17 protein-coding genes are annotated in these 20,159 nt (G+C 46.3%); all 17 read left to right on the top strand.

What is annotated here, in order from left to right; genetic code table 11:
* Nucleotides 1–176 precede the first annotated feature (176 nt).
* The 17 genes from Q0785_RS08305 to Q0785_RS08225 all read left to right on the top strand — a co-directional run bounded on the left by Q0785_RS08305 (nucleotide 177) and on the right by Q0785_RS08225 (nucleotide 20,071).
* Nucleotides 177–1,451 carry a pitrilysin family protein gene (locus Q0785_RS08305; RefSeq protein WP_298828392.1) on the top strand — a complete coding sequence of 425 codons (1,275 nt, stop codon included), beginning with the start codon at nucleotides 177–179 and terminating at the stop codon, nucleotides 1,449–1,451.
* Nucleotides 1,444–2,745, top strand: coding sequence for a pitrilysin family protein (locus Q0785_RS08300; RefSeq protein WP_298828390.1), 1,302 nt, complete (start codon nucleotides 1,444–1,446; stop codon nucleotides 2,743–2,745). The genes Q0785_RS08305 and Q0785_RS08300 overlap by 8 nt, the downstream gene beginning before the upstream one ends.
* Nucleotides 2,742–3,461 (top strand): SDR family oxidoreductase, encoded by a 720-nt coding sequence (locus tag Q0785_RS08295; protein ID WP_298828387.1) that lies wholly within the window; start codon nucleotides 2,742–2,744, stop codon nucleotides 3,459–3,461. The genes Q0785_RS08300 and Q0785_RS08295 overlap by 4 nt, the downstream gene beginning before the upstream one ends.
* Nucleotides 3,462–3,578: 117 nt before the next feature.
* The gene (locus tag Q0785_RS08290) at nucleotides 3,579–4,379 is read left to right on the top strand and encodes a YmfK family protein (RefSeq protein ID WP_142826530.1); all 801 of its coding nucleotides are present in this window, start codon (nucleotides 3,579–3,581) and stop codon (nucleotides 4,377–4,379) included.
* 17 nt (nucleotides 4,380–4,396) lie between these two features.
* A complete protein-coding gene (locus Q0785_RS08285) occupies nucleotides 4,397–5,266 on the top strand; it encodes a RodZ domain-containing protein (RefSeq protein ID WP_298828380.1) in 870 nt (289 codons plus the stop codon).
* A 49-nt stretch (nucleotides 5,267–5,315) separates the two neighbouring features.
* Nucleotides 5,316–5,894 carry a CDP-diacylglycerol--glycerol-3-phosphate 3-phosphatidyltransferase gene (gene pgsA, locus Q0785_RS08280; RefSeq protein WP_298828377.1) on the top strand — a complete coding sequence of 193 codons (579 nt, stop codon included), beginning with the start codon at nucleotides 5,316–5,318 and terminating at the stop codon, nucleotides 5,892–5,894.
* Between the two features lie 24 nt (nucleotides 5,895–5,918).
* Nucleotides 5,919–7,172 carry a competence/damage-inducible protein A gene (locus Q0785_RS08275; RefSeq protein ID WP_298828374.1) on the top strand — a complete coding sequence of 418 codons (1,254 nt, stop codon included), beginning with the start codon at nucleotides 5,919–5,921 and terminating at the stop codon, nucleotides 7,170–7,172.
* Nucleotides 7,173–7,346: 174 nt separating this feature from the next.
* A complete protein-coding gene (recA, locus tag Q0785_RS08270; RefSeq protein ID WP_223633119.1) occupies nucleotides 7,347–8,408 on the top strand; it encodes a recombinase RecA in 1,062 nt (353 codons plus the stop codon).
* A gap of 263 nt (nucleotides 8,409–8,671) precedes the next feature.
* Complete coding sequence (gene rny, locus Q0785_RS08265) at nucleotides 8,672–10,231, top strand: ribonuclease Y (RefSeq protein WP_298828369.1); 1,560 nt, start codon at nucleotides 8,672–8,674, stop codon at nucleotides 10,229–10,231.
* A gap of 65 nt (nucleotides 10,232–10,296) precedes the next feature.
* Complete coding sequence (locus Q0785_RS08260; RefSeq protein ID WP_298828366.1) at nucleotides 10,297–11,094, top strand: TIGR00282 family metallophosphoesterase; 798 nt, start codon at nucleotides 10,297–10,299, stop codon at nucleotides 11,092–11,094.
* A 446-nt stretch (nucleotides 11,095–11,540) separates the two neighbouring features.
* On the top strand, nucleotides 11,541–11,969 hold the full coding sequence (locus Q0785_RS08255) for a RicAFT regulatory complex protein RicA family protein (protein ID WP_146556681.1): 429 nt from the start codon (nucleotides 11,541–11,543) through the stop codon (nucleotides 11,967–11,969).
* A gap of 431 nt (nucleotides 11,970–12,400) precedes the next feature.
* Nucleotides 12,401–14,926, top strand: coding sequence for a DNA mismatch repair protein MutS (gene mutS / locus Q0785_RS08250; protein WP_298828361.1), 2,526 nt, complete (start codon nucleotides 12,401–12,403; stop codon nucleotides 14,924–14,926).
* Between the two features lie 4 nt (nucleotides 14,927–14,930).
* Nucleotides 14,931–16,736 carry a DNA mismatch repair endonuclease MutL gene (mutL, locus tag Q0785_RS08245; RefSeq protein ID WP_298828359.1) on the top strand — a complete coding sequence of 602 codons (1,806 nt, stop codon included), beginning with the start codon at nucleotides 14,931–14,933 and terminating at the stop codon, nucleotides 16,734–16,736.
* A gap of 80 nt (nucleotides 16,737–16,816) precedes the next feature.
* Nucleotides 16,817–17,737, top strand: coding sequence for an alpha/beta hydrolase (locus Q0785_RS08240; protein ID WP_298828357.1), 921 nt, complete (start codon nucleotides 16,817–16,819; stop codon nucleotides 17,735–17,737).
* Nucleotides 17,730–18,686 carry a tRNA (adenosine(37)-N6)-dimethylallyltransferase MiaA gene (miaA, locus tag Q0785_RS08235; RefSeq protein WP_298828354.1) on the top strand — a complete coding sequence of 319 codons (957 nt, stop codon included), beginning with the start codon at nucleotides 17,730–17,732 and terminating at the stop codon, nucleotides 18,684–18,686. Before Q0785_RS08240 ends, miaA begins: the two co-directional genes overlap by 8 nt.
* A 10-nt stretch (nucleotides 18,687–18,696) precedes the next feature.
* Complete coding sequence (gene hfq / locus Q0785_RS08230) at nucleotides 18,697–18,921, top strand: RNA chaperone Hfq (protein WP_146556690.1); 225 nt, start codon at nucleotides 18,697–18,699, stop codon at nucleotides 18,919–18,921.
* Between the two features lie 850 nt (nucleotides 18,922–19,771).
* Nucleotides 19,772–20,071 (top strand): rhodanese-like domain-containing protein, encoded by a 300-nt coding sequence (locus Q0785_RS08225; RefSeq protein WP_298828348.1) that lies wholly within the window; start codon nucleotides 19,772–19,774, stop codon nucleotides 20,069–20,071.
* The last annotated feature ends 88 nt before the right edge of the window (nucleotides 20,072–20,159 follow it).

Below are 20,159 nucleotides of genomic sequence, written 5' to 3'. Positions count from 1 at the left end.
CGGTGCCCAGTCCCTCGAGGTCGCTTCGGACTTTCCACCAATGGCAAAAAGCGCCATTACCGGAAAGTCCTCCAGCGCTTGTCAGGACTAAAACGGGCACCTGCGCTTTTCTTTATTTGCAATTAACGGAAAAAGTTCGGTATAGTTAGTACATGAACGACGAGAGGGGATTCCAAATGTTTGAAACAATCAACATCGCCAAAGGTGTTAATGTACATGTTAATGAGACGACACAGTTTAAAACGATAAATTTTTCAATTAAATTCAAAGATAAGCTGACCAAGGAAAAAGCGTCTGCACGTTCGATTCTGGCAAATGTACTGCAGCACAGCAATGAGGTATATCCTTCACACACTGCGCTCCGTATGGTACTGGATGACCTATATGGAACGTCTCTTTACATAGATTCTTCAAAACGGGGCAATGAACATATTGTGACCTTGAATGTTGAAACGGTGAACGACCAATACCTTTCTGAAAAAGGCGTACTTGAAAAAGTGCTGAATTTGATGTATATCGTCCTGTTCAAACCCAATTTTGAACATGGTTTATTCAAAGAGTCTATATTTGTGCGGGAAAAAAATGCCATCGTGCAGCGCATCGAATCAGTTTTTGATGAGAAAACACGTTATGCCCAGCAGCGTATGATGGAGTTGGCCTTGCCCAACCATCCGGCTTCCATTACATCAAACGGTACAATCGAAGATGTGGAAAACGTCACCAATGAACAATTGGTTGCTGAATATGAAGAAATGCTGACACAAAATGAAATCGAAATCTATGCAGTGGGCGATGTAAAGCCAGAGATGATTGCTTCGCATATCCGTGATTTCTTCCACTTCAAAGGTCGGGAAAAGGCAATTTCTGCGCCTCCACTGGAATTGGTTAAGCCTGCGCAATCACATGTCCTTGAATACGAAGACATGAAGCAGGGCAAGCTGCATATGGCATTCTTTACACCGATTACATTCCGCGACGAAAAATTCCCGGTCATGCAATTGATGAACGGGGTTTTTGGCGGTTACGCACATTCGAAGCTGTTTGTGAACATCCGTGAAAAGGAAAGCATGGCCTACTATGTATCCAGTTCATTTGCTTCGCAATTCGGTTTGATGTTTGTGTTGGCTGGCATCGATTCGAAGCTGGAAGAAAAAGCTGTGGCTCTGATTTTGGAACAATTGGAAGAAGTCAAAAAAGGCAATATTTCCGACGTGGAACTTGACCAGACAAAAGCGTTGCTGACAAATCAATTAAAAGAAGCCTTGGATTCAGCTCGCGGGCAGATCGATATCTATGACCAGTACATGGACTTGACTGATTCATTTGAACCCGAATTCATGATCAACAGATGGAACAATGTTACGAAACAAGACATTGCAGCTGTAGCTCAGAAACTGTCTTTGGAAATGACGTATTTCCTATCAGGCAAGGAGGACGAAAAAGATGCATAAAGTTGAATTTGACCAATTGGAAGAAACGCTTTTTCATGAAAAACTGGATAATGGCCTGAATGTATACATTTTGCCGAAAAAAGGATTTTCTAAAACGTTTGCGACCTTCACGACCAAATATGGTTCGATCGATAACCATTTCGTGCCTCAAGGCGAAACCGAACCGATTAAAGTACCGGATGGCATCGCCCATTTCTTAGAGCATAAAATGTTCGAAAAAGAAGAAGGGGATGTATTCCAGGAGTTCAGCAAACAGGGAGCTTCTGCAAACGCCTTTACTTCGTTTACGCGGACGGCCTATTTGTTCTCGGCAACTGGTGAAATCGATAAAAACGTTAAAACTTTATTGGATTTTGTCCAAAGCCCTTATTTCACCGAAAAGACCGTCGAGAAGGAAAAAGGCATCATTGCGCAGGAAATCACCATGTATGACGATCAGCCGGATTGGCGCCTGTATTTCGGCATCATTGAAAATCTCTATGAGAACCACCCGGTGAAAATCGATATTGCCGGAACGGTAGAGTCAATCCAGGACATTACCGCAGAACATCTATATACGTGCTACAACACCTTCTACCATCCATCCAACATGGTTTTATTCATCGTCGGCAACGTCGATCCGGACAAGATGATGAAATTGGTGAAGAAAGACCAGTCACAGAAAACATTTGAGGAACCAACAGAAATCAAACGCATTTACCCTGATGAGCCCAAAGAAGTGGCAATCAAGGAACGCGTTCTGGAAATGAGTGTCCAGAAGCCAAAAGTGTTCTACGGCGTAAAACCGGAGAAATTGGATCTGATCGGACCGGATATGCTGAAGCATGAATTGGCTGCACAATTGGCTTATGAATTGCTGTTTGGCCGGACATCTGACTTTTATCACCACGCCTATGAAAACGATTGGATCGACGAGTCCTATTCGTTTGACTATTCACTGGAAAATGGTTTTGGTTATGCTTTGATCGGCTCTGATACCCACAAACCGGAAATCCTGATAAAGGAAATCAAACATACGCTGCAAAATGCGATTGAAAAATGGCCTTTTGGACAGGAAGACCTTGATCGGGTCCGCCGCAAGAAAATCGGCTTTTTCCTGAGAGCGTTGAATTCTCCGGAATATATCGCCAACCAGTTTACACATTATGCATTCAATGAAATGAACTTGTTTGATGTTGTGCCTGTATTGGAAAGTCTGGAAGTGGCCGATCTGCAAAATGCATTTGCATTAGTGAGCCACGAATCCCAACAATCCGTCTTTACCATCATGCCGCCGGCAAAGGATGCACAGTGAAACGGTTTGCTGTGCTGTTGGGAGCTTCGGGAGAGATTGGCGAAAGCATCGCATTGCAGTTGGCGGTGAGCGGCTGGTCCCTCTACCTCCACTGGAACACCAATCCGGCAGAGGCGCTTGCGCAGCAATTGGCGGAACAATACCCTGCGCAGGAATTCATCTCTGTGCAGGCTGATTTTACCGATGAAGCAGGAGCGCAGCGGCTTGCAGGAAATGTTTACGATGCGAGCTGCATCGTCGTTGCCAGTGGCCAATCGCTGCTCAAGATGCTGATTGACACAACAGAGCAGGATATGGAAGCGTTGTGGCGCGTGCATGTGAAAAATCCGATTTCAGCAATCCGGTCAATATCCCCCTTTTTTCATCGTCATCAGAAGTCTTATGTTGTCTTTATTTCTTCTATTTGGGGCGAGACAGGGGCTTCCATGGAGACCATGTATTCGGCTGTCAAAGGTGCCCAGTTGGCGTTTGCCAAAGCTTATGCCAAGGAAATGGCACCGTCGGGAACGCGTGTAAACGCCATAGCACCTGGATTTATACTGACAAAGATGAATGCTTCTTATTCTGCAGAAGAGCTGCAGGAAATCGAAGAGGAAATTCCATTAGGACTGGGAACTCCTCAAGATATAGCTGATGCTGTCGATTTCCTGGTCAGTGGAAAAGCGGACTATATGACAGGGCAAACACTGCGTATCAATGGTGGATGGCTGATGTAAGGGGAGTCCAGAGCTTTTCCTCTATCTATATGCCCCTTTTCCAACAGCGGCAAATCAGCTATCATATTAACTAGAGATTCCTATAGGGAACCCTTATGGAGAAAGGTCGGATAGTGTATGAAAGAATGGTATTTCGAATACGAAATTCAAGTCAACCGTCCGGGCCTGCTTGGCGACATCGCTTCTCTGCTGGGAATGCTGCGGGTGAATATCGTGACCATCAATGGCGTGGACCAGGGCCGACGCGGAATGCTTCTGCGGGCAGAACACGATGTCCAGCTGGAGCGTTTTGAACAGATCCTTTCGACAATTGAAACGATTGCCGTGACGAAGTTCCGTGAACCGAAGCTGCGCGATATACTGGCAGTCCGGCATGGCCGGTATATTCAGCGGGATGCCGACGACCGCAAAACCTTCCGCTTTGTGCGGGACGAGTTGGGTCTGCTTGTTGATTTTATGGCAGAAATCTTTAAGCAGGAAGGCCATAAACTTGTTGGATTAAGAGGCATGCCACGTGTCGGCAAAACCGAGTCGATTGTAGCGGCAAGCGTCAGTGCCAATAAAAAATGGATTTTCCTGTCCTCGACGATGATCAAGCAGACTGTCCGAAACCAGTTGATGGGAGATGAACACAATGCCAACAACATCTTCATCCTTGATGGCATCGTTACACGCCGTTCGGCAGATGAACGGCATATGCAATTGGTGCGGGAGATGATGCGCATGCCGACGATCAAAGTTGTGGAGCATCCCGATAAGTTTGTAGAGCAATCTGAGTACAGTATTGATGATTTTGATTATATTATTGAATTACGCCACCATCCGGAAGAGAAAATCACCTATGAAGTGCTCGAAAAAAATACTTTCATGGATGAAAAATCACAAGGGGATATGTTTGGAGACGGATTCAACTTCTAAGTAGGCAGGTGATCGTTTTGAGTGAGTTGGGTGCTCGGCTGAAACAGGCCAGAATCGCCAAAGGATATAGTTTGGAAGATTTACAGGACTTGACTAAGATACAGAAGCGGTATTTGGCTGGTATAGAAGATGGCAACCACAGCATGATGCCCGGATCGTTCTATGTGCGCGCTTTTATCAAGCAGTACGCTGCAGCGGTTGGGCTGAATGGCGAGGAATTACTGGACCAGTACAAAACTGAAATGCCGGCCAACGAACCTGCTGCTCAAAAACAAATGCCAAGTGCTCTAACTTCCAGAAGCCGGTCGGTAAGTAGAACGGCTCCGAATGAAGCGTATGCCGAATTTATCCCTAAAGTTCTCGTCGCCTTGTTTATTGTTCTGATTCTTGCTGTCGCCTGGTATTTTTACAGTGCCTCGACAAACACCGATACGGCAAGTACTCCGGTGGAGGAAGAAGGTGGAGTTCCGTATGAAGAACCTGTTACTTCTGTGCCGGAACCAAGGGAAGAAGAAACTGCGGAAGAACCGGTGGAGGAGCCTGCAGAAGAACCTGCAGAACCAGAAGCTGTTCTGTCTGTAGAAGAAACGCAAGGAGAAACAACGACTTTTTCATGGCAGGGCCCCGCAGAGCGTCAGCTTGAAATAGCTGCGAGCGGTCCATCCTGGATTGCGGCCACAGACGAGAACCAAAACGAGTTGACTTCTGAAGCACGTGTTATGCAAGCCGAAGAAACTGAAACAATTGATTTATCGGAAGTGGAAACCGTTCGTTTGCGCATCGGTGACTATTCGAATATTGCACTGACACTGAACGGTGAACCGATCGAGTATACACAACAGCTTCAACCCCAAAATATCGTTATTCAATTCACGGACGCCGAATAGCCATCTTTGGATGGCTATTTTTCTTGAAAGTTTGAAAGGAGAAACAATAATGAACATACCAAATCAGATCACCATTTCGAGGATTTTATTGATTCCAGTATTTATGGTGGTCATGCTAGCCGGCTTTGACTGGGGGACAATGACGCTTTTCGGAGCTGATATGCCTGTCACCCATTTTGTCGGAGGACTTATTTTTATCTTTGCTTCCTTGACGGATTGGGTCGATGGTTACTATGCCCGCAAATACAATCTGGTTACAACATTCGGAAAATTTTTAGACCCATTGGCTGATAAGCTCTTGGTTTCAGCTGCATTAATTATTTTAGTGGAGCTTGGCTTTGCAGCATCATGGATCGTCATCATCATCATCAGCCGTGAATTTGCGGTTACCGGCTTGCGTTTAGTGCTTGCAGGCGAAGGGGAAGTCGTCGCTGCCGGAGGCCTTGGCAAAATCAAGACCACTGCACAAATTTTAGCGATTGCTGCATTATTGCTGCATAATACTATTTTCACTCTTGTTGGCTTGCCGTTTGGCGAAATTATGCTCTACATTGCCTTAATCTTTACAGTTTGGTCTGGATGGGATTATTTCTATGCCAATCGCCGTGCATTAATGGCTTCAAAATAGGCTTTTACAAAGGGGATTGAACAAATGAACGCAGAAATCATTGCGGTAGGTTCGGAATTATTATTAGGACAGATCACAAATACGAATGCCCGTTTTCTATCCAATCACTTGGCAGAGCTTGGCATCAATGTTTACTACCATACAGTAGTGGGAGACAATGCCGGCCGACTGGAGGATGCGATAAAGATTGCGGAAAGCCGTGCTGACTTGATCCTGTTCACTGGAGGGCTAGGGCCGACAAAAGACGATTTGACGAAAGAATCCATTGCCCGCCATCTCGATACAACACTTGAAAGTAACCAGGAGGCATTGGATTCGATTGTCGCTTTTTTTGAGCGCGCAGGACGTCCGATGACTGAAAACAATAAAAAACAGGCATTAGTGCTGAAAAACAGCGATATCCTCGTCAACCATAATGGAATGGCCCCGGGTATGATGTATAAAAAAGATGAACGTGTCTACATACTGCTGCCCGGTCCGCCAAAAGAAATGGAGCCGATGTTTCAATTCGAGGCGAAACCGAAACTGGCGCATTTATTGAATAAAGCGGATGTCATCCTTTCGCACGTTTTGCGTTTTTACGGTATTGGCGAAGCGGAGCTTGAAGACCGGCTGCACCATATTCTCGACAAGCAGACCAATCCAACCATCGCCCCTTTGGCTGCTGACGGCGAAGTGACGCTGCGCATTACAGCTAAAACCAATACGACAGAAGAAGCTTGGCAATTGATCAATGGCGCCAAAGATGAAATTTTGGATTTAGTAGGTGATTACCTTTATGGCTATGACAATGATTCCTTGGCTTCCAAAACAATTGAGCTGCTAAAAGAACAAAGCAAAACGATTTCAGCAGCTGAAAGCTTGACTGCTGGCCTGTTTCAGTCAGAACTGGCTTCTGTTCCAGGAGCAAGCGCAGTTCTGGCAGGTGGTGTCATTACCTATAACGAGGAAATGAAGGTTCATCAGCTTGGCCTGTCTTCTGAGTTACTGGCGGAGTATGGAGTGGTCAGTGAACAAACAGCACTGGCGATGGCAGAAGCGGTGAAGGATAAGTTCAAAACCGATATCAGCGTTTCATTGACAGGTGCAGCAGGTCCAGATGCTCATGGCGATCAGCCGGCAGGGACTGTATGGATTGGAATCGCTGCGGATGAAGGATCTCAATCTTATCGTCTCCAGTTGTCAGGAATGCGCAATACCAATCGTTTGCGCGCCGTCAAATTGGCGTTGCATTACGTAATCCGGACTTTAACCGATGAAGATGCACGCAAAATTTAATTTTGCGTGTTTTTTCATACCCAAAAATGGGGAATGCCATAAATAGAGCGTTTAAAAATTCGTTTTGAAAAACAAAAGCGAATAAACGTTCGCTTTTTTCTTGTGTATTTCTCAATAAGCTAGTATACTAGAAACAGGTAGAAAATTAGGTTTTCATTTAGAGGAGGATTTCTTTTGAGCGATCGTAAAGCAGCATTAGACATGGCGTTAAAACAAATAGAAAAGCAATTCGGTAAAGGTTCTGTCATGAAATTGGGGGAAAAAACCGACCGTAATATATCATCCGTTTCCAGTGGTTCATTGGCATTGGATACAGCGCTAGGAATAGGCGGATATCCGCGTGGGCGCGTAATCGAGATATACGGTCCTGAAAGTTCGGGTAAAACAACTGTCTCTCTTCATGCGATTGCAGAAGTTCAGGCAACTGGTGGGACAGCCGCATTTATCGACGCAGAGCATGCGTTGGATCCGGTATACGCAAAAAATCTGGGTGTCAATATCGATGAATTGCTTCTGTCTCAGCCGGATACAGGTGAGCAGGCATTGGAAATCGCTGAAGCGCTTGTCCGAAGCGGAGCGGTTGATATCGTAGTCGTCGACTCGGTTGCAGCATTGGTGCCAAAAGCGGAAATTGAAGGCGAAATGGGCGATTCACATATGGGGTTGCAGGCACGATTGATGTCGCAAGCCTTGCGTAAATTGTCAGGTGTCATCAATAAATCAAACACGATTGTCATTTTCATCAACCAGATCCGTGAAAAAATCGGTGTTATGTTCGGTAACCCAGAGACAACTCCCGGTGGCCGTGCGTTGAAATTCTATTCATCTGTACGCTTGGAAGTGCGCCGTGCCGAAGCGTTGAAATCCGGTACTGATATCATTGGTAACAGAACAAAAATTAAGGTGGTTAAAAATAAAGTAGCACCACCGTTCCGGACAGCTGAAGTTGATATCATGTACGGAAAAGGGATTTCCCGTGAAGGTGAAATCGTCGATATCGGTTCTGAACTGGAAATCATTCAAAAGAGCGGTTCATGGTACTCGTACAATGAAGAACGAATCGGTCAAGGCCGTGAAAATGTTAAGCAATTCCTCTTAAACAATCCGGAAGTCCGCAATGAGATCTCAGGGAAAATCCGTGAGTCTTATGGGATGGCAGCTGCATCTTATACAATTGCAGGCAGCAAGGAAGAGCCCGAAGAATTCAATCTTTTGATTGACGAAGACGATAAATAAGGTTCCTCATCATAAGTAAGGAAAAGTCGCTAAGCAGAAGCTTTGCGGCTTTTCTGTAGTGATTTGGATTTAAGGGGCGGGATTCCCAGGTAAGCCGCATAGACTGTTGGCCGCTTCCGCTTTTCCTGGGTTGACACGACATAAGTCCATCTATACAATTAAAATTGTATAATTTACTAATTTTAAACTAGTTGCAGTGAAAGAAAGTTTTCATTATTCATCTTTTGAAATGAAAAAAATTAATAGCAAGAGGAGGTGTCCGAATGGGTATTAATGAGTTCATCTTCGCTTTGCTTGGTATCATCGTCGGTGTAGTTGTTGGTTATTTTGCAGTGAAAAAAGCAAACGATTCCAATATTGCAGGCGCTAAAAATTCTGCGGAGCAAATAGTCGAAGATGCAAAACGAGAAGCTGAAGCGCTGAAAAAAGAAGCCTTATTGGAAGCGAAAGACGAAAATCATAAATTGCGTACTGAAACAGAATCTGAAATTCGGGAACGCCGATCTGAATTACAAAGACAAGAGAATCGGTTGTTGCAGAGAGAAGAAAATTTAGATCGCAAGGATGATGCATTAAACAAAAGAGAAGCGGGTCTGGAACGTAAAGACGAAGCACTCGCAGAAAAACAACAGCATATTGAACAGATGGAGAGCAAAGCTGAGGAGTTAGTCCGCCAGCAACAGTCCGAAATGGAACGTATATCATCTTTGACACGCGAAGAAGCGAAATCGATCATCCTGCAGGATGTTGAAAAAGAACTTTCAACTGACATTGCGGTAATGATGAAAGAATCGGAAGCCCGCGCCAAAGAAGAATCGGACAAAAAAGCGAAAAACATTTTGTCATTGGCGATGCAGCGTTTTGCAGCAGACCATGTGGCGGAAACTACCGTATCGGTAGTCAACCTGCCGAACGACGAAATGAAAGGCCGTATCATCGGGCGTGAAGGACGTAATATCCGAACGCTTGAAACCTTAACAGGCATCGATTTAATCATCGATGATACACCGGAAGCGGTCATTCTGTCAGGATTCGATCCAATCCGCCGTGAAACAGCACGATTGGCTCTGGAAAAACTGGTATCAGATGGCCGTATCCACCCTGCACGCATCGAAGAAATGGTCGAAAAGTCAAGACGCGAAGTGGATGAACAAATTCGTGAAATTGGTGAACAAACCACATTTGACGTAGGTGTTCATAACCTGCATCCTGACTTGATCAAAATTCTCGGACGCCTTCGCTACCGTACGAGCTATGGACAAAATGTACTGAAGCATTCTGTGGAAGTTGCATTCCTGTCAGGCTTGATGGCAGCGGAACTTGGGGAAGATGTTACGCTTGCCCGACGTGCCGGACTCCTCCATGATATCGGTAAAGCGATTGATCATGAAGTGGAAGGAAGCCACGTAGAAATCGGAGTAGAGCTTGGAACCAAGTACAAGGAACATCCGGTTGTCATCAACAGTATTGCTTCCCACCATGGGGATACGGAAGCGACATCGATCATTTCGGTCATTGTTGCAGCAGCAGATGCATTGTCTGCCGCCCGGCCTGGTGCAAGAAGTGAAACACTGGAAAATTATATCCGCCGCTTAGAAAAACTTGAAGAAATTTCCGAGTCGTACGAAGGCGTTGAAAAATCATTCGCTATTCAAGCGGGTCGCGAAATCCGTATCATGGTTCGCCCTGAACAAATCGATGATATGACGGCGCATCGTCTGGCCCGGGATATCCGGAAACGGATTGAAGAGGAACTGGATTATCCAGGTCATATCAAAGTTACGGTTATCAGAGAAACCAGAGCAGTTGAATACGCAAAATAATAAGGGTGAGGCTTCGATGAATGTCTATTCAAAGAAGCCTTTTTCTTATGGAAAAAGGTGAGTTTGTGAAAATTTTATTTATTGGAGATATTGTAGGATCAATCGGAAGAGATGCATTGGAATCGTATTTGCCTAGATTGAAAAGAAAGTATTCGCCCGACGTCATCATTGCCAACGGGGAAAACGCAGCAGCAGGACGCGGCATCACCAAAGCCATTTATCAGGATCTGCTGTTTATGGGCGTGGATATGGTGACGATGGGTAACCATACATGGGACCAGAAAGAGATTTTTGACTTCATCGATGAAGTGGATTATTTGATCCGTCCTGCCAACTTTTCGGATGAAGCACCAGGGCGAGGGATGGCGACGGTGACAAAAAACGGCCAGACTTTGTCTGTGATCAATCTGCACGGCCGTGTATTCCTGCCGCCGCATGAAGACCCATTCCAAAAAGCGGATGAACTTATCGCTGAAGCCAAAACAATTTCCCCGTTGGTGTTTGTGGACTTCCATGCGGAAGCAACCAGTGAAAAAATTGCAATGGGCTGGCATTTAGATGGCCGCGCGTCAGTCGTTGTCGGAACCCATACACATGTTCAGACAGCCGATGCACGCATTTTGCCGAATGGCACAGCATATATCTCGGATGTCGGAATGACCGGGCCGTATGATGAGATATTAGGCATGAATAAAGAAGCGGTGCTCTACCGATTCAAAACGAATATGCCAACTCGATTCGAAGTGCCGAAGCGTGGTCGTTCAGTAGTCAGCGGATTTTTTACCGAAGTCGATGACCAAACAGGCAAAGCGAAAGCTTTTGAACGGGTTTACATCAATGAGGATTATCCGTTCCAAGGTTAAATCATCAGCTTCTTGACGAAACTCCGACAATTGGAATAGACACCTTGTAGAACATACTTGATTTTCAGTATAATAAGGTATCGATTGAAAGTTTTTTCACGAACAGAGAACTTTTATTTCACTCGACTGGCACAGCTTTGTTTTTCGCAGAAAAATTCGGAAAAGTTAGAGCCAATCTTTTCAAAATGTCTATGCGCTGTCTTGTTTTTCATCAACTTGACACAAATATCGACGGTTCATTAATTAGAGTCTTTGTACAAGGCGGAAATCTTGTCGATCCGATCCATTTACCTGTACAATCAGGGAGAGTGGCAAGCTTGAAAAGCCCGGCTTGTAAATAGTTGCGTATGTATTAAATCAAGCAGTCAGAATTACTAAAACTAAAAAATGGTCGTTGAACGGTGAACTTATAGAAGTCGTATCAGACCAGAAATGGGTGTCTAAAAATGACGTATACAAAACAGGAAATCGTCGCGAAAGCGCGCGAAGTAGCAGATATGATCGCAGCAACAGAAGAAGTGGATTTCTTTAAGCGTGCGGAAGCACAAATCAATGAAAACCAACAGATCCGTGAAAAAATCGCCAGCTTGAAGAGCCTGCAGAAACAGGCAGTCAACTTCCAGGCATACGGCAAAGAACGCGCATTAACTTTGATTGAAGGCAAAATCGCTAAAATCGAAGAAGAAATCGACGCAGTGCCGATCGTCCAGGAATTCAAGCAATCCCAAAGCGACGTCAATTCGTTATTGCAGATGGTTTCAACTGCCATTGCTAACCAAGTAACGAACAATATCATCACGGAAACAGGCGGCGACTTGCTGCGCGGCGAAACCGGATCAAAAGTACGCAACGACACACCGGGAAGCTGCGATTAACAAGAAAAGCGGAAGCGATCGTCTAGCCCCGACAGGCATAAGACGCTTTGGCTGTGCGGCATTTCTTCAGCCGCATTGCCAGAGGGACTTATGACCCCGAGGGGCTGATCGCTGGAGCTAGACAAAAGAAAAGGGGAAACGGCCGTTCAGCTCCGACAGACAAGAGGTGGCTCAAAGGTAGTTTGAGCCACCTCTTTGCGACGAAGCACGAAGTGCTGCAGGAGCAATAAGGTTTTAGGCACTTGCAACTGGGCACCAGAGTCTGGACAATGGAAACCAGAAACAACCCTAAGTGTTCAATAAAAGCACCAAACCAAAAATTTCCCTTCAGCTTGAAACTGAAAGAGCCAAAGCTCTTTCAGTTTTTTCTTTTCAGCCTTGATTTTTGGTATAATGGAGAAACGACGAATCGATTTGAAAGAGGTTTTAGAATGGCACCGACACCGATGATGCAACAATATTTTCAAGTGAAGTCCGAATACCTGGACGCGTTTTTATTTTTCCGCATGGGCGATTTTTATGAGTTGTTTTATGATGATGCCATCAACGCATCACAAATTTTAGAAATTACACTGACGAGCCGTGGCGGAACTGGCGATGATCGAATTCCGATGTGCGGCGTTCCCCATCATTCAGCGAAGAACTACATCGATCAATTAATACTGAAAGGCCATAAAGTGGCCATCTGCGAACAAGTGGAAGATCCGAAAACGGCCAAAGGGGTCGTAAAGCGTGAAGTGGTGCGTCTCGTTACACCAGGCACGCATACAGAAGGGAAGAGCGTCGATTCCAAATCAAATGTATTTTTGGCAGCCGCCGATGAGCTGGCAGATGGATTCGGCCTATCCTATGTAGACATCAGTACAGGTGAAGCGACAGCCACATACATAATGGGGACGGAAAAAGCCCTGCTGCAGGAATTACAGTCCTTAAACATCCGTGAATTGGTGGTTTCAGAGCAATTGTTTTTATTGTTGACTGAAGAAGAGCAGGATTTGGTATTATCCATCGAAACGATGGAAGACGCTTATCCGCTGGCTCCAGCGCAGGTATCCGCCTGTCCGGCAGATCTGCAGATGAGCTGCCACCGATTGCTGACGTATATCTCCCGCACCCAAAAGCAATCACTCGACCATATCCAAACCTTTGCCTATAAAGAAAACAATCAATTATTGAGCATTGATTTCCATTCGAAGCGCAATCTGGAATTGCTGCAGTCGATCCGCGGCGGGGAGACGAAAGGAACGCTGTTGTGGCTGTTGGATGAAACTGTAACAGCGATGGGCAGCCGCAAACTTAAGCAATGGCTGCATCAGCCTTTGGCGAACAAGCGGATGATCGAAGAACGCCAGCAGATGGTAGCGGCTTTGATCGACCAGTATTTCGTGCGTGTGGAGCTTCAGGGGCTACTGAAGGAAGTATACGACCTGGAACGTCTATCGGGCCGTATCGCCTTTGGCAGCGCAAGTGGACGCGATTTAGCGCAACTCCGGAGTTCGCTTGAGAAAGTGCCGACACTGATCGAAGAGCTGTCCAATTCGGGCAATCCGGCATTGGTGGAATTCAGCGAAAAGCTGGACCGCTGTATAGAAGTCTGCGAGTTGTTGCAGGCCATCAGTGAAAATCCGCCCCTGTCTTCAAAAGAAGGCGGCGTTATCCGCGACGGTTTCAACCAGCAACTGGATGAATACCGGGATGCTTCACGCAACGGCAAAGACTGGATTGCGGAGCTTGAGCAGAAAGAACGCAAACTGACAGGCGTCAAATCCCTGAAAATTGGCTACAATCGCATTTTCGGCTATTATATTGAAATGTCCAAAGCCAATATGCACTTGGCGGATCTGGAGCGCTATGACCGCAAGCAGACCTTGGCCAATGCGGAGCGTTATACAACGCCTGAACTGAAAGAAAAAGAAGCATTGATTTTGACGGCTGAAGAAGAGAGCCTATCCCTTGAATACGATTTGTTCGTGGCCATCAGAGATGAAGTCAAACAGTATATTTCACGTATTCAGCGATTGGCTTCTTCGCTCAGCGGACTGGATGTCTTTTTGAGTTTCGCCAATGTTGCTGAGAAATATCGTTTTGTGAAACCTGAGTTCAATGATGCCAATGAAATTTCCATTATTGAAGGGCGTCATCCGGTCGTTGAAAAAATGCTCAATAAGCAGCATTACGTACCGAATGACTGCATTCTAGCGGAAGGCCAAAACATGCTGCTGATTACCGGCCCGAATATGTCGGGTAAGAGTACGTATATGCGACAGGTGGCGTTGACGATTGTGTTGGCGCAGATCGGCAGTTATGTGCCGGCTGAATCCGCAAATCTTCCGATCGTCGACCAAATCTTCACTCGAATCGGAGCGGCTGATGACCTGGTTTCAGGGCAAAGTACGTTTATGGTCGAAATGCTTGAGTCGCAATACGCCATTACCCATGCTACAAAAAACAGCTTACTGCTTTTTGATGAAATCGGACGAGGCACATCGACCTATGACGGCATGGCACTTGCCCAGTCGATGATTGAATATATCCATAGAGAAATCGGCGCCAATACACTATTTTCTACGCATTACCATGAATTGACGGCGCTGGAAGCTTCGCTTGATAAACTGCATAATGTCCATGTGGCGGCAATGGAGCAATCGGGCAAAGTGGTCTTTTTGCATAAAGTGAAAAAAGGCCCAGCTGATAAAAGTTACGGCATTCATGTCGCTGAACTGGCGAATTTGCCGGAACCGATTCTGGCCCGTGCCCGTGAATTGCTGAAAACCTTTGAAGAAGATAAAAAACAACAGCCAAAAACCATTGAGCAATTATCATTTTTTGATGATGCCGATACTGAAAAAGATGAAATCCTGCAGACAATCAAAGACGTTCAAGTATCCGCAATGACGCCGCTTCAAGCTCTGCAGATGCTGAACGACCTGCAGCAGAAGTTAAACGATAAGGAGTGAGACTATGGGCATCATTCAATTGATGGACGAACCTCTATCCAATAAAATAGCCGCTGGTGAAGTGGTGGAACGGCCGACGTCAGTCGTCAAAGAGTTGGTGGAAAACGCCATCGATGCCGGAAGCACAACGATTGAAGTGCTGCTCATCGAAGCAGGATTGACCTCCATCCAAATCATCGATAATGGTGCCGGCATGGACGCAGATGATGCTTTGCTGTCGTTTTCCCGCCACGCCACCAGTAAAATCGCCAATGAACATGATCTCTTCCGCATCCGGACGCTTGGATTCCGCGGGGAAGCCCTGGCCAGTATCGCTTCGGTCTCTAAAGTGACCTTGCATACATCGGATGGTGTGAGCGGAACTTTTGTACAGATGGAAGGCGGACGCCTGACTGAACACCGGGCCGGTTCCCTTAGAAAAGGGACGGATATCAAAATCGATCAATTGTTTTTCAATACACCTGCACGCCTGAAGTATATGAAAACGCTGCAGACGGAGCTTGGCCATACAATTGATCTCCTCAATCGTTTTGCATTGAGCTATCCTGGAATCGCGTTCAAGCTGACGCACGATGGCAGAACGATTCTTCAGACATCCGGCAGCGGAGAAATCAAACGTGTGCTGGCTGATATATATGGAGTGGCAATCGCCAAGAAGATGATTCCGTTTGAAGGGCAGTCGCATGACTACAAGGTTTCAGGTTATGCTTCACTGCCTGAAATCACGCGCGCCAATAAAAACTATATATCCTTGTTCGTCAACGGAAGATGGGTCAAGCATTACGCTATCGCCAATACGGTCCATAGAGCCTACCATACCTTTTTGCCGCTCGAGCGGCAGCCGATTGTTGTGCTGAATATCGAAGGCGATCCTTATTTGACGGATGTCAACGTTCATCCTGCCAAGCAGCAGATCCGGTTAAGCAAAGAAAAAGAATTGATGGAATTGATATACGAAACCATTCGCCGGACCATCAGTACGGTAGTTCGTGCTCCCGTGATCGACAAGCCGAAACCGGTCAAACAAGCACCTACCAAGCAATTGGATCTGTGGAAAAGTTCGTTTACAGTCCAAGAACCGAAACAGCCCTTACCTGACAATGCAGTTGAGGAATGGCATGAGCTGCCGGTTGAAAAAGAGCAGGAACTGGTAGAATCTGATCCTGTCTCGTTTGAAGAGAAACTGCCGACGCTGGAAGAGCCCGAAGTAGATGACAGTCCGCAATTCCCTGAACTGGAAGTGGTGGGCCAAATCCATGGCACTTATATTGTGGCGCAGAGCAGTGACGGATTTTACCTGATTGATCAGCATGCAGCACAGGAACGAATCAAATACGAATACTTCCGCGAAAAAGTAGGGGAGATCGACAGCGATGAAAGGCAGTCCCTGCTTTTGCCGCTGACTTTCCACTACAGCCGTGACGAAGCCTTACGATTAAAAGATCATCTGGGTGTCCTGTCCGATAGCGGTGTATTCCTCGAAGAATTTGGCGATACTTCATTTATTGTCCGGGAATACCCGACCTGGTTCCCGAAAGGCTTCGAACAGGAAGTCATCGAAGATTTGATTGAACAGGTCCTGACTGAACGCAAAGTGGATGTCAAGAAGCTGCGTGAAGATGCGGCAATCATGATGAGCTGCAAGCGGTCGATCAAAGCCAATCACTTTCTTCAAAAACACGATATGGAACGTCTGCTTGCGGATTTGAAAAGAGCGGAACAGCCGTTCACTTGTCCACATGGACGTCCCGTCATCATTCATTTCAGAACCTACGATGTTGAAAAGATGTTCAAACGTGTAATGAATTAAGTTTATCAAGGCTTACCCGAAAGAGTTTTGGGTATGGATATAGCATAGGTGAAACGACACGTTAAGGAGGAGTGTGGAGAATGCAGATTAGCAAAGACTATATACGCGTCTCCGATGGGCAGGAACTCTATGTTATGCGTTATGAACCACCAAGCCCGATTGGACATGTCCATATCATTCATGGAATGGCAGAACACATCGGACGCTATACGGAATTCGCGGAGTATCTGGCTTCCCGCGGATTCATCGTCTCAGCCCACGACCAGCGCGGCCATGGGAAAACAGCAGAACGCAACGGTGTAAAAGGCTATTTTGCGGATCAGGATGGATTTGAACGCGTGGTTGAAGATGCCCATGCAGTCATCACGGAAGTGCAGATGTCGACCGGCAACCTGCCGCTGATCTTATTTGGCCACAGCATGGGTTCGTTTGTGACTCGCCGTTATATGCAGCTGTACAGCGAAGACATCAGTCGCGTGGTCTTGTCCGGAACAGGCGGAGATCCCGGTACATCCGGGAAAATCGGATTGGCGGTGGCGGTGGCTTCAGCGAAATCACAGGGCAAGCAGCAGCCGAGTAAAGCACTTGGCAAGATGACTTTCGGCAACTACAATAAACCGTTTAAAGAAGAAGATTCCTCCTATGCATGGTTGACCCGGGACAAAGAAGCAGTTGCAAAGTATGAAGCTGATCCTTGGTGCGGCTTTGAATCGACCAATCAGTTTTATATCGATTTGTTCTCAGGTCTTGCTGTCATCAATAAACCTTCAGAAATCGCCAAAATACGGAAAGACTTGCCGGTCCTGTTGATCAGTGGAGCAAAGGATCCGGTTGGTGATAACGGCAAAGGCGTTTTCAGCTCAGCGAAGCAATTTGTTGAAGCGGGAATGGTCAATGTTAAAGTTTACCTCTCAGAACAGGGCAGGCATGAATTGCTGAATGAACTTGATCGCCACGCTCACTTTGAAATCATTGGTGATTGGATGTGCGGAAATGATTGACGTAGTGGCCATTGTTGGTCCGACAGCATCCGGGAAAACGGCATTGAGCCTCGAATTGGCCAAACAGATGGACGGCGAAATCATCAATGGGGACTCCATGCAGATTTACCGGGATATGACGATCGGAACAGCAAAGATTCTACCGGAAGAAATGGCGGGAATTCCTCACCATCTCTTGGATATTAAAGAACCGGATGAAAGCTTTTCGGTAGCTGAATACCAGAAGCTGGTACGGGAGAAAATTGCGGAAATACGTTCGCGTGGCAAACTGCCGATCATTGTCGGCGGCACGGGAATGTATGTGCAGGCAGTGTTGTTCGATTATCGCTTCTCCGAAGAAGCGGTCGACCAAAAGCTGCGCGACAGCCTGAATAAGGAATTGGAACAATTCGGTCCTGAAAAGATGCACCAGAAATTGCTGGAACTGGATCCGCAATCAGCGATACACCCTAATAATGCACGCCGCGTTGTACGGGCAATTGAAAACCTGATGAGCGGCCAGGAAAAAAGCGACCGTGAACTGACGTTGTCGCCAATGTACAATGAAGTTATCATCGGGTTGGATATTCCAAGAGATATCCTGTATGAACGCATCAATCAGCGTGTGGACAGCATGATTGAACGCGGCTTGATTGAAGAAGTCGAAGCTTTACGGCAAAGAGGCATCCGGGAAGCGCAATCGATTCATGCCATCGGCTATAAGGAAATTTATGACTATCTCGATGGACGTACAAGCCTTGAAGATGCGATCATCAAGCTTAAGCAGAACTCGCGTAAATATGCCAAACGGCAGTTTACCTATTTTAAGAACAAATTGCCGATTTTCTGGATTGATGCCTTGAAGGATCCTGAAAAGAATCTCCAGGAAATAACCGCTTTCATGCAGGAAAATGACAGAAACTGTCGAATTGATAGACTTACGGCAAATCAATCACAAGTAGAGAAATAGGGGGATTCACATGAAACCGATCAATATTCAGGATGTCTATCTAAACCAGCTTCGTAAAAATAATATTTATGTTACGGTATTTTTACTCAACGGCTTCCAATTAAAAGGAACCATTAAATCTTATGATAATTTTACAGTACTGGTCGAAACAGAAGGCAAGCAGCAATTAATCTACAAACATGCCATTTCAACATTTTCTCCTGCAAAAGCTGTAGCGATTGAGCACGAAGAGTAGAATGGATTCCGGACTGCAGCTGCAGTCCGGTTTTTTGTTATGTTTTAGGGTTGCTTTTGTTGTCAGTCTACACGGCTGCTTGCGTTTTCTCGGTGTCCAGACTCCAGCGCCCAGCTCTTTGGGTCATAAGCCAGCCCAGCTGTGCGGCTGAAAATAAGCCGCTTCGCCAATCTGTCTTATGCCCGGCAGAGCTACACGGGCGCTTCCGCTTTTCTGGTTGTCCAGCTCCAGCAGCCAGCCCCTCGGGGTAATAAGTCCCTCCGGCAATGCAGCTGAAGAGATGCTGCACAGCCAAAGTGCCTTATGCCTGTCGGACCTACATGGCTGCTTGCGCTTTTCTCGGTGTCCAGACTCCAGCGCCCAGCTCTTTGGGTCATAAGCCAGCCCAGCTGTGCGGCTGAAAATAAGCCGCTTCGCCGATCTGTCTTATGCCCGGCAGAGCTACACGGGCGCTTCCGCTTTTCTGGTTGTCCAGCTCCAACGGCCAACTCCTCGGATCATAAGCCACTCTGGCTGTGCGGCACAAAACGCCGCTTCGCCAGACCGTCTAAACCTTATTGCTCCTGCAGCACTTTGTGCTTCGTCGCAAAGAGGTGGCTCAAACTACCTTTGAGCCACCTCTTGCCTGTCGGAGCTGAACGGCCGTTTCCGCTTTTCAGTGTCCAGCTTCAGCACCCAGCCCCTCGGGGTCATAAGTCGCTCCGGCAATGCGGCTGAAGGGATGCCGCACAGCCGGAGCGACTTATGCCTGTCGGGCCTAAACGGGTGCTTACGCTTTTCAGGTTGACAGCAAGCTTTTTGGAGTATAGCATTTTCAGATGAATAGGATTTTAATTCAGGAGGCGTATCCATGAAAACCATTACAGCAGATGAATTGCAAGAACGAGTAGAAGCTGGAGAAGAATTGAACATCATTGATGTTCGTGAGGACGACGAAGTAGCTGCAGGAATGATTCCTGGAGCCAAACATATCCCTCTTGGTGAAATTGCAGAACGCACAGGGGAATTGGATGCAGGAACGGAATATTATATGGTTTGCCGTGCAGGCCGCCGCAGCGAAATGGCTTGTGGTATTTTAGAGTCAAACGACATCAATACGATTAATGTTGAAGGCGGAATGACTGCCTGGAATGGCGAAACAATCGCATAAAAGATCATAAAAACAGACCGTTCGGCATATGCCAAGCGGTCTGTTTTTATGATTGATAACATATATTGTTTCAACTCTTCATGGGAGT

The sequence above is a fragment of the uncultured Planococcus sp. genome, from assembly GCF_947501725.1.
GTDB classification, from domain to species: Bacteria; Bacillota; Bacilli; order Bacillales_A; family Planococcaceae; genus Planococcus; species Planococcus donghaensis_C.
Note: the sequence above shows the minus strand (reverse complement) of the source record. Positions and strands in the feature narration are given on the sequence as shown.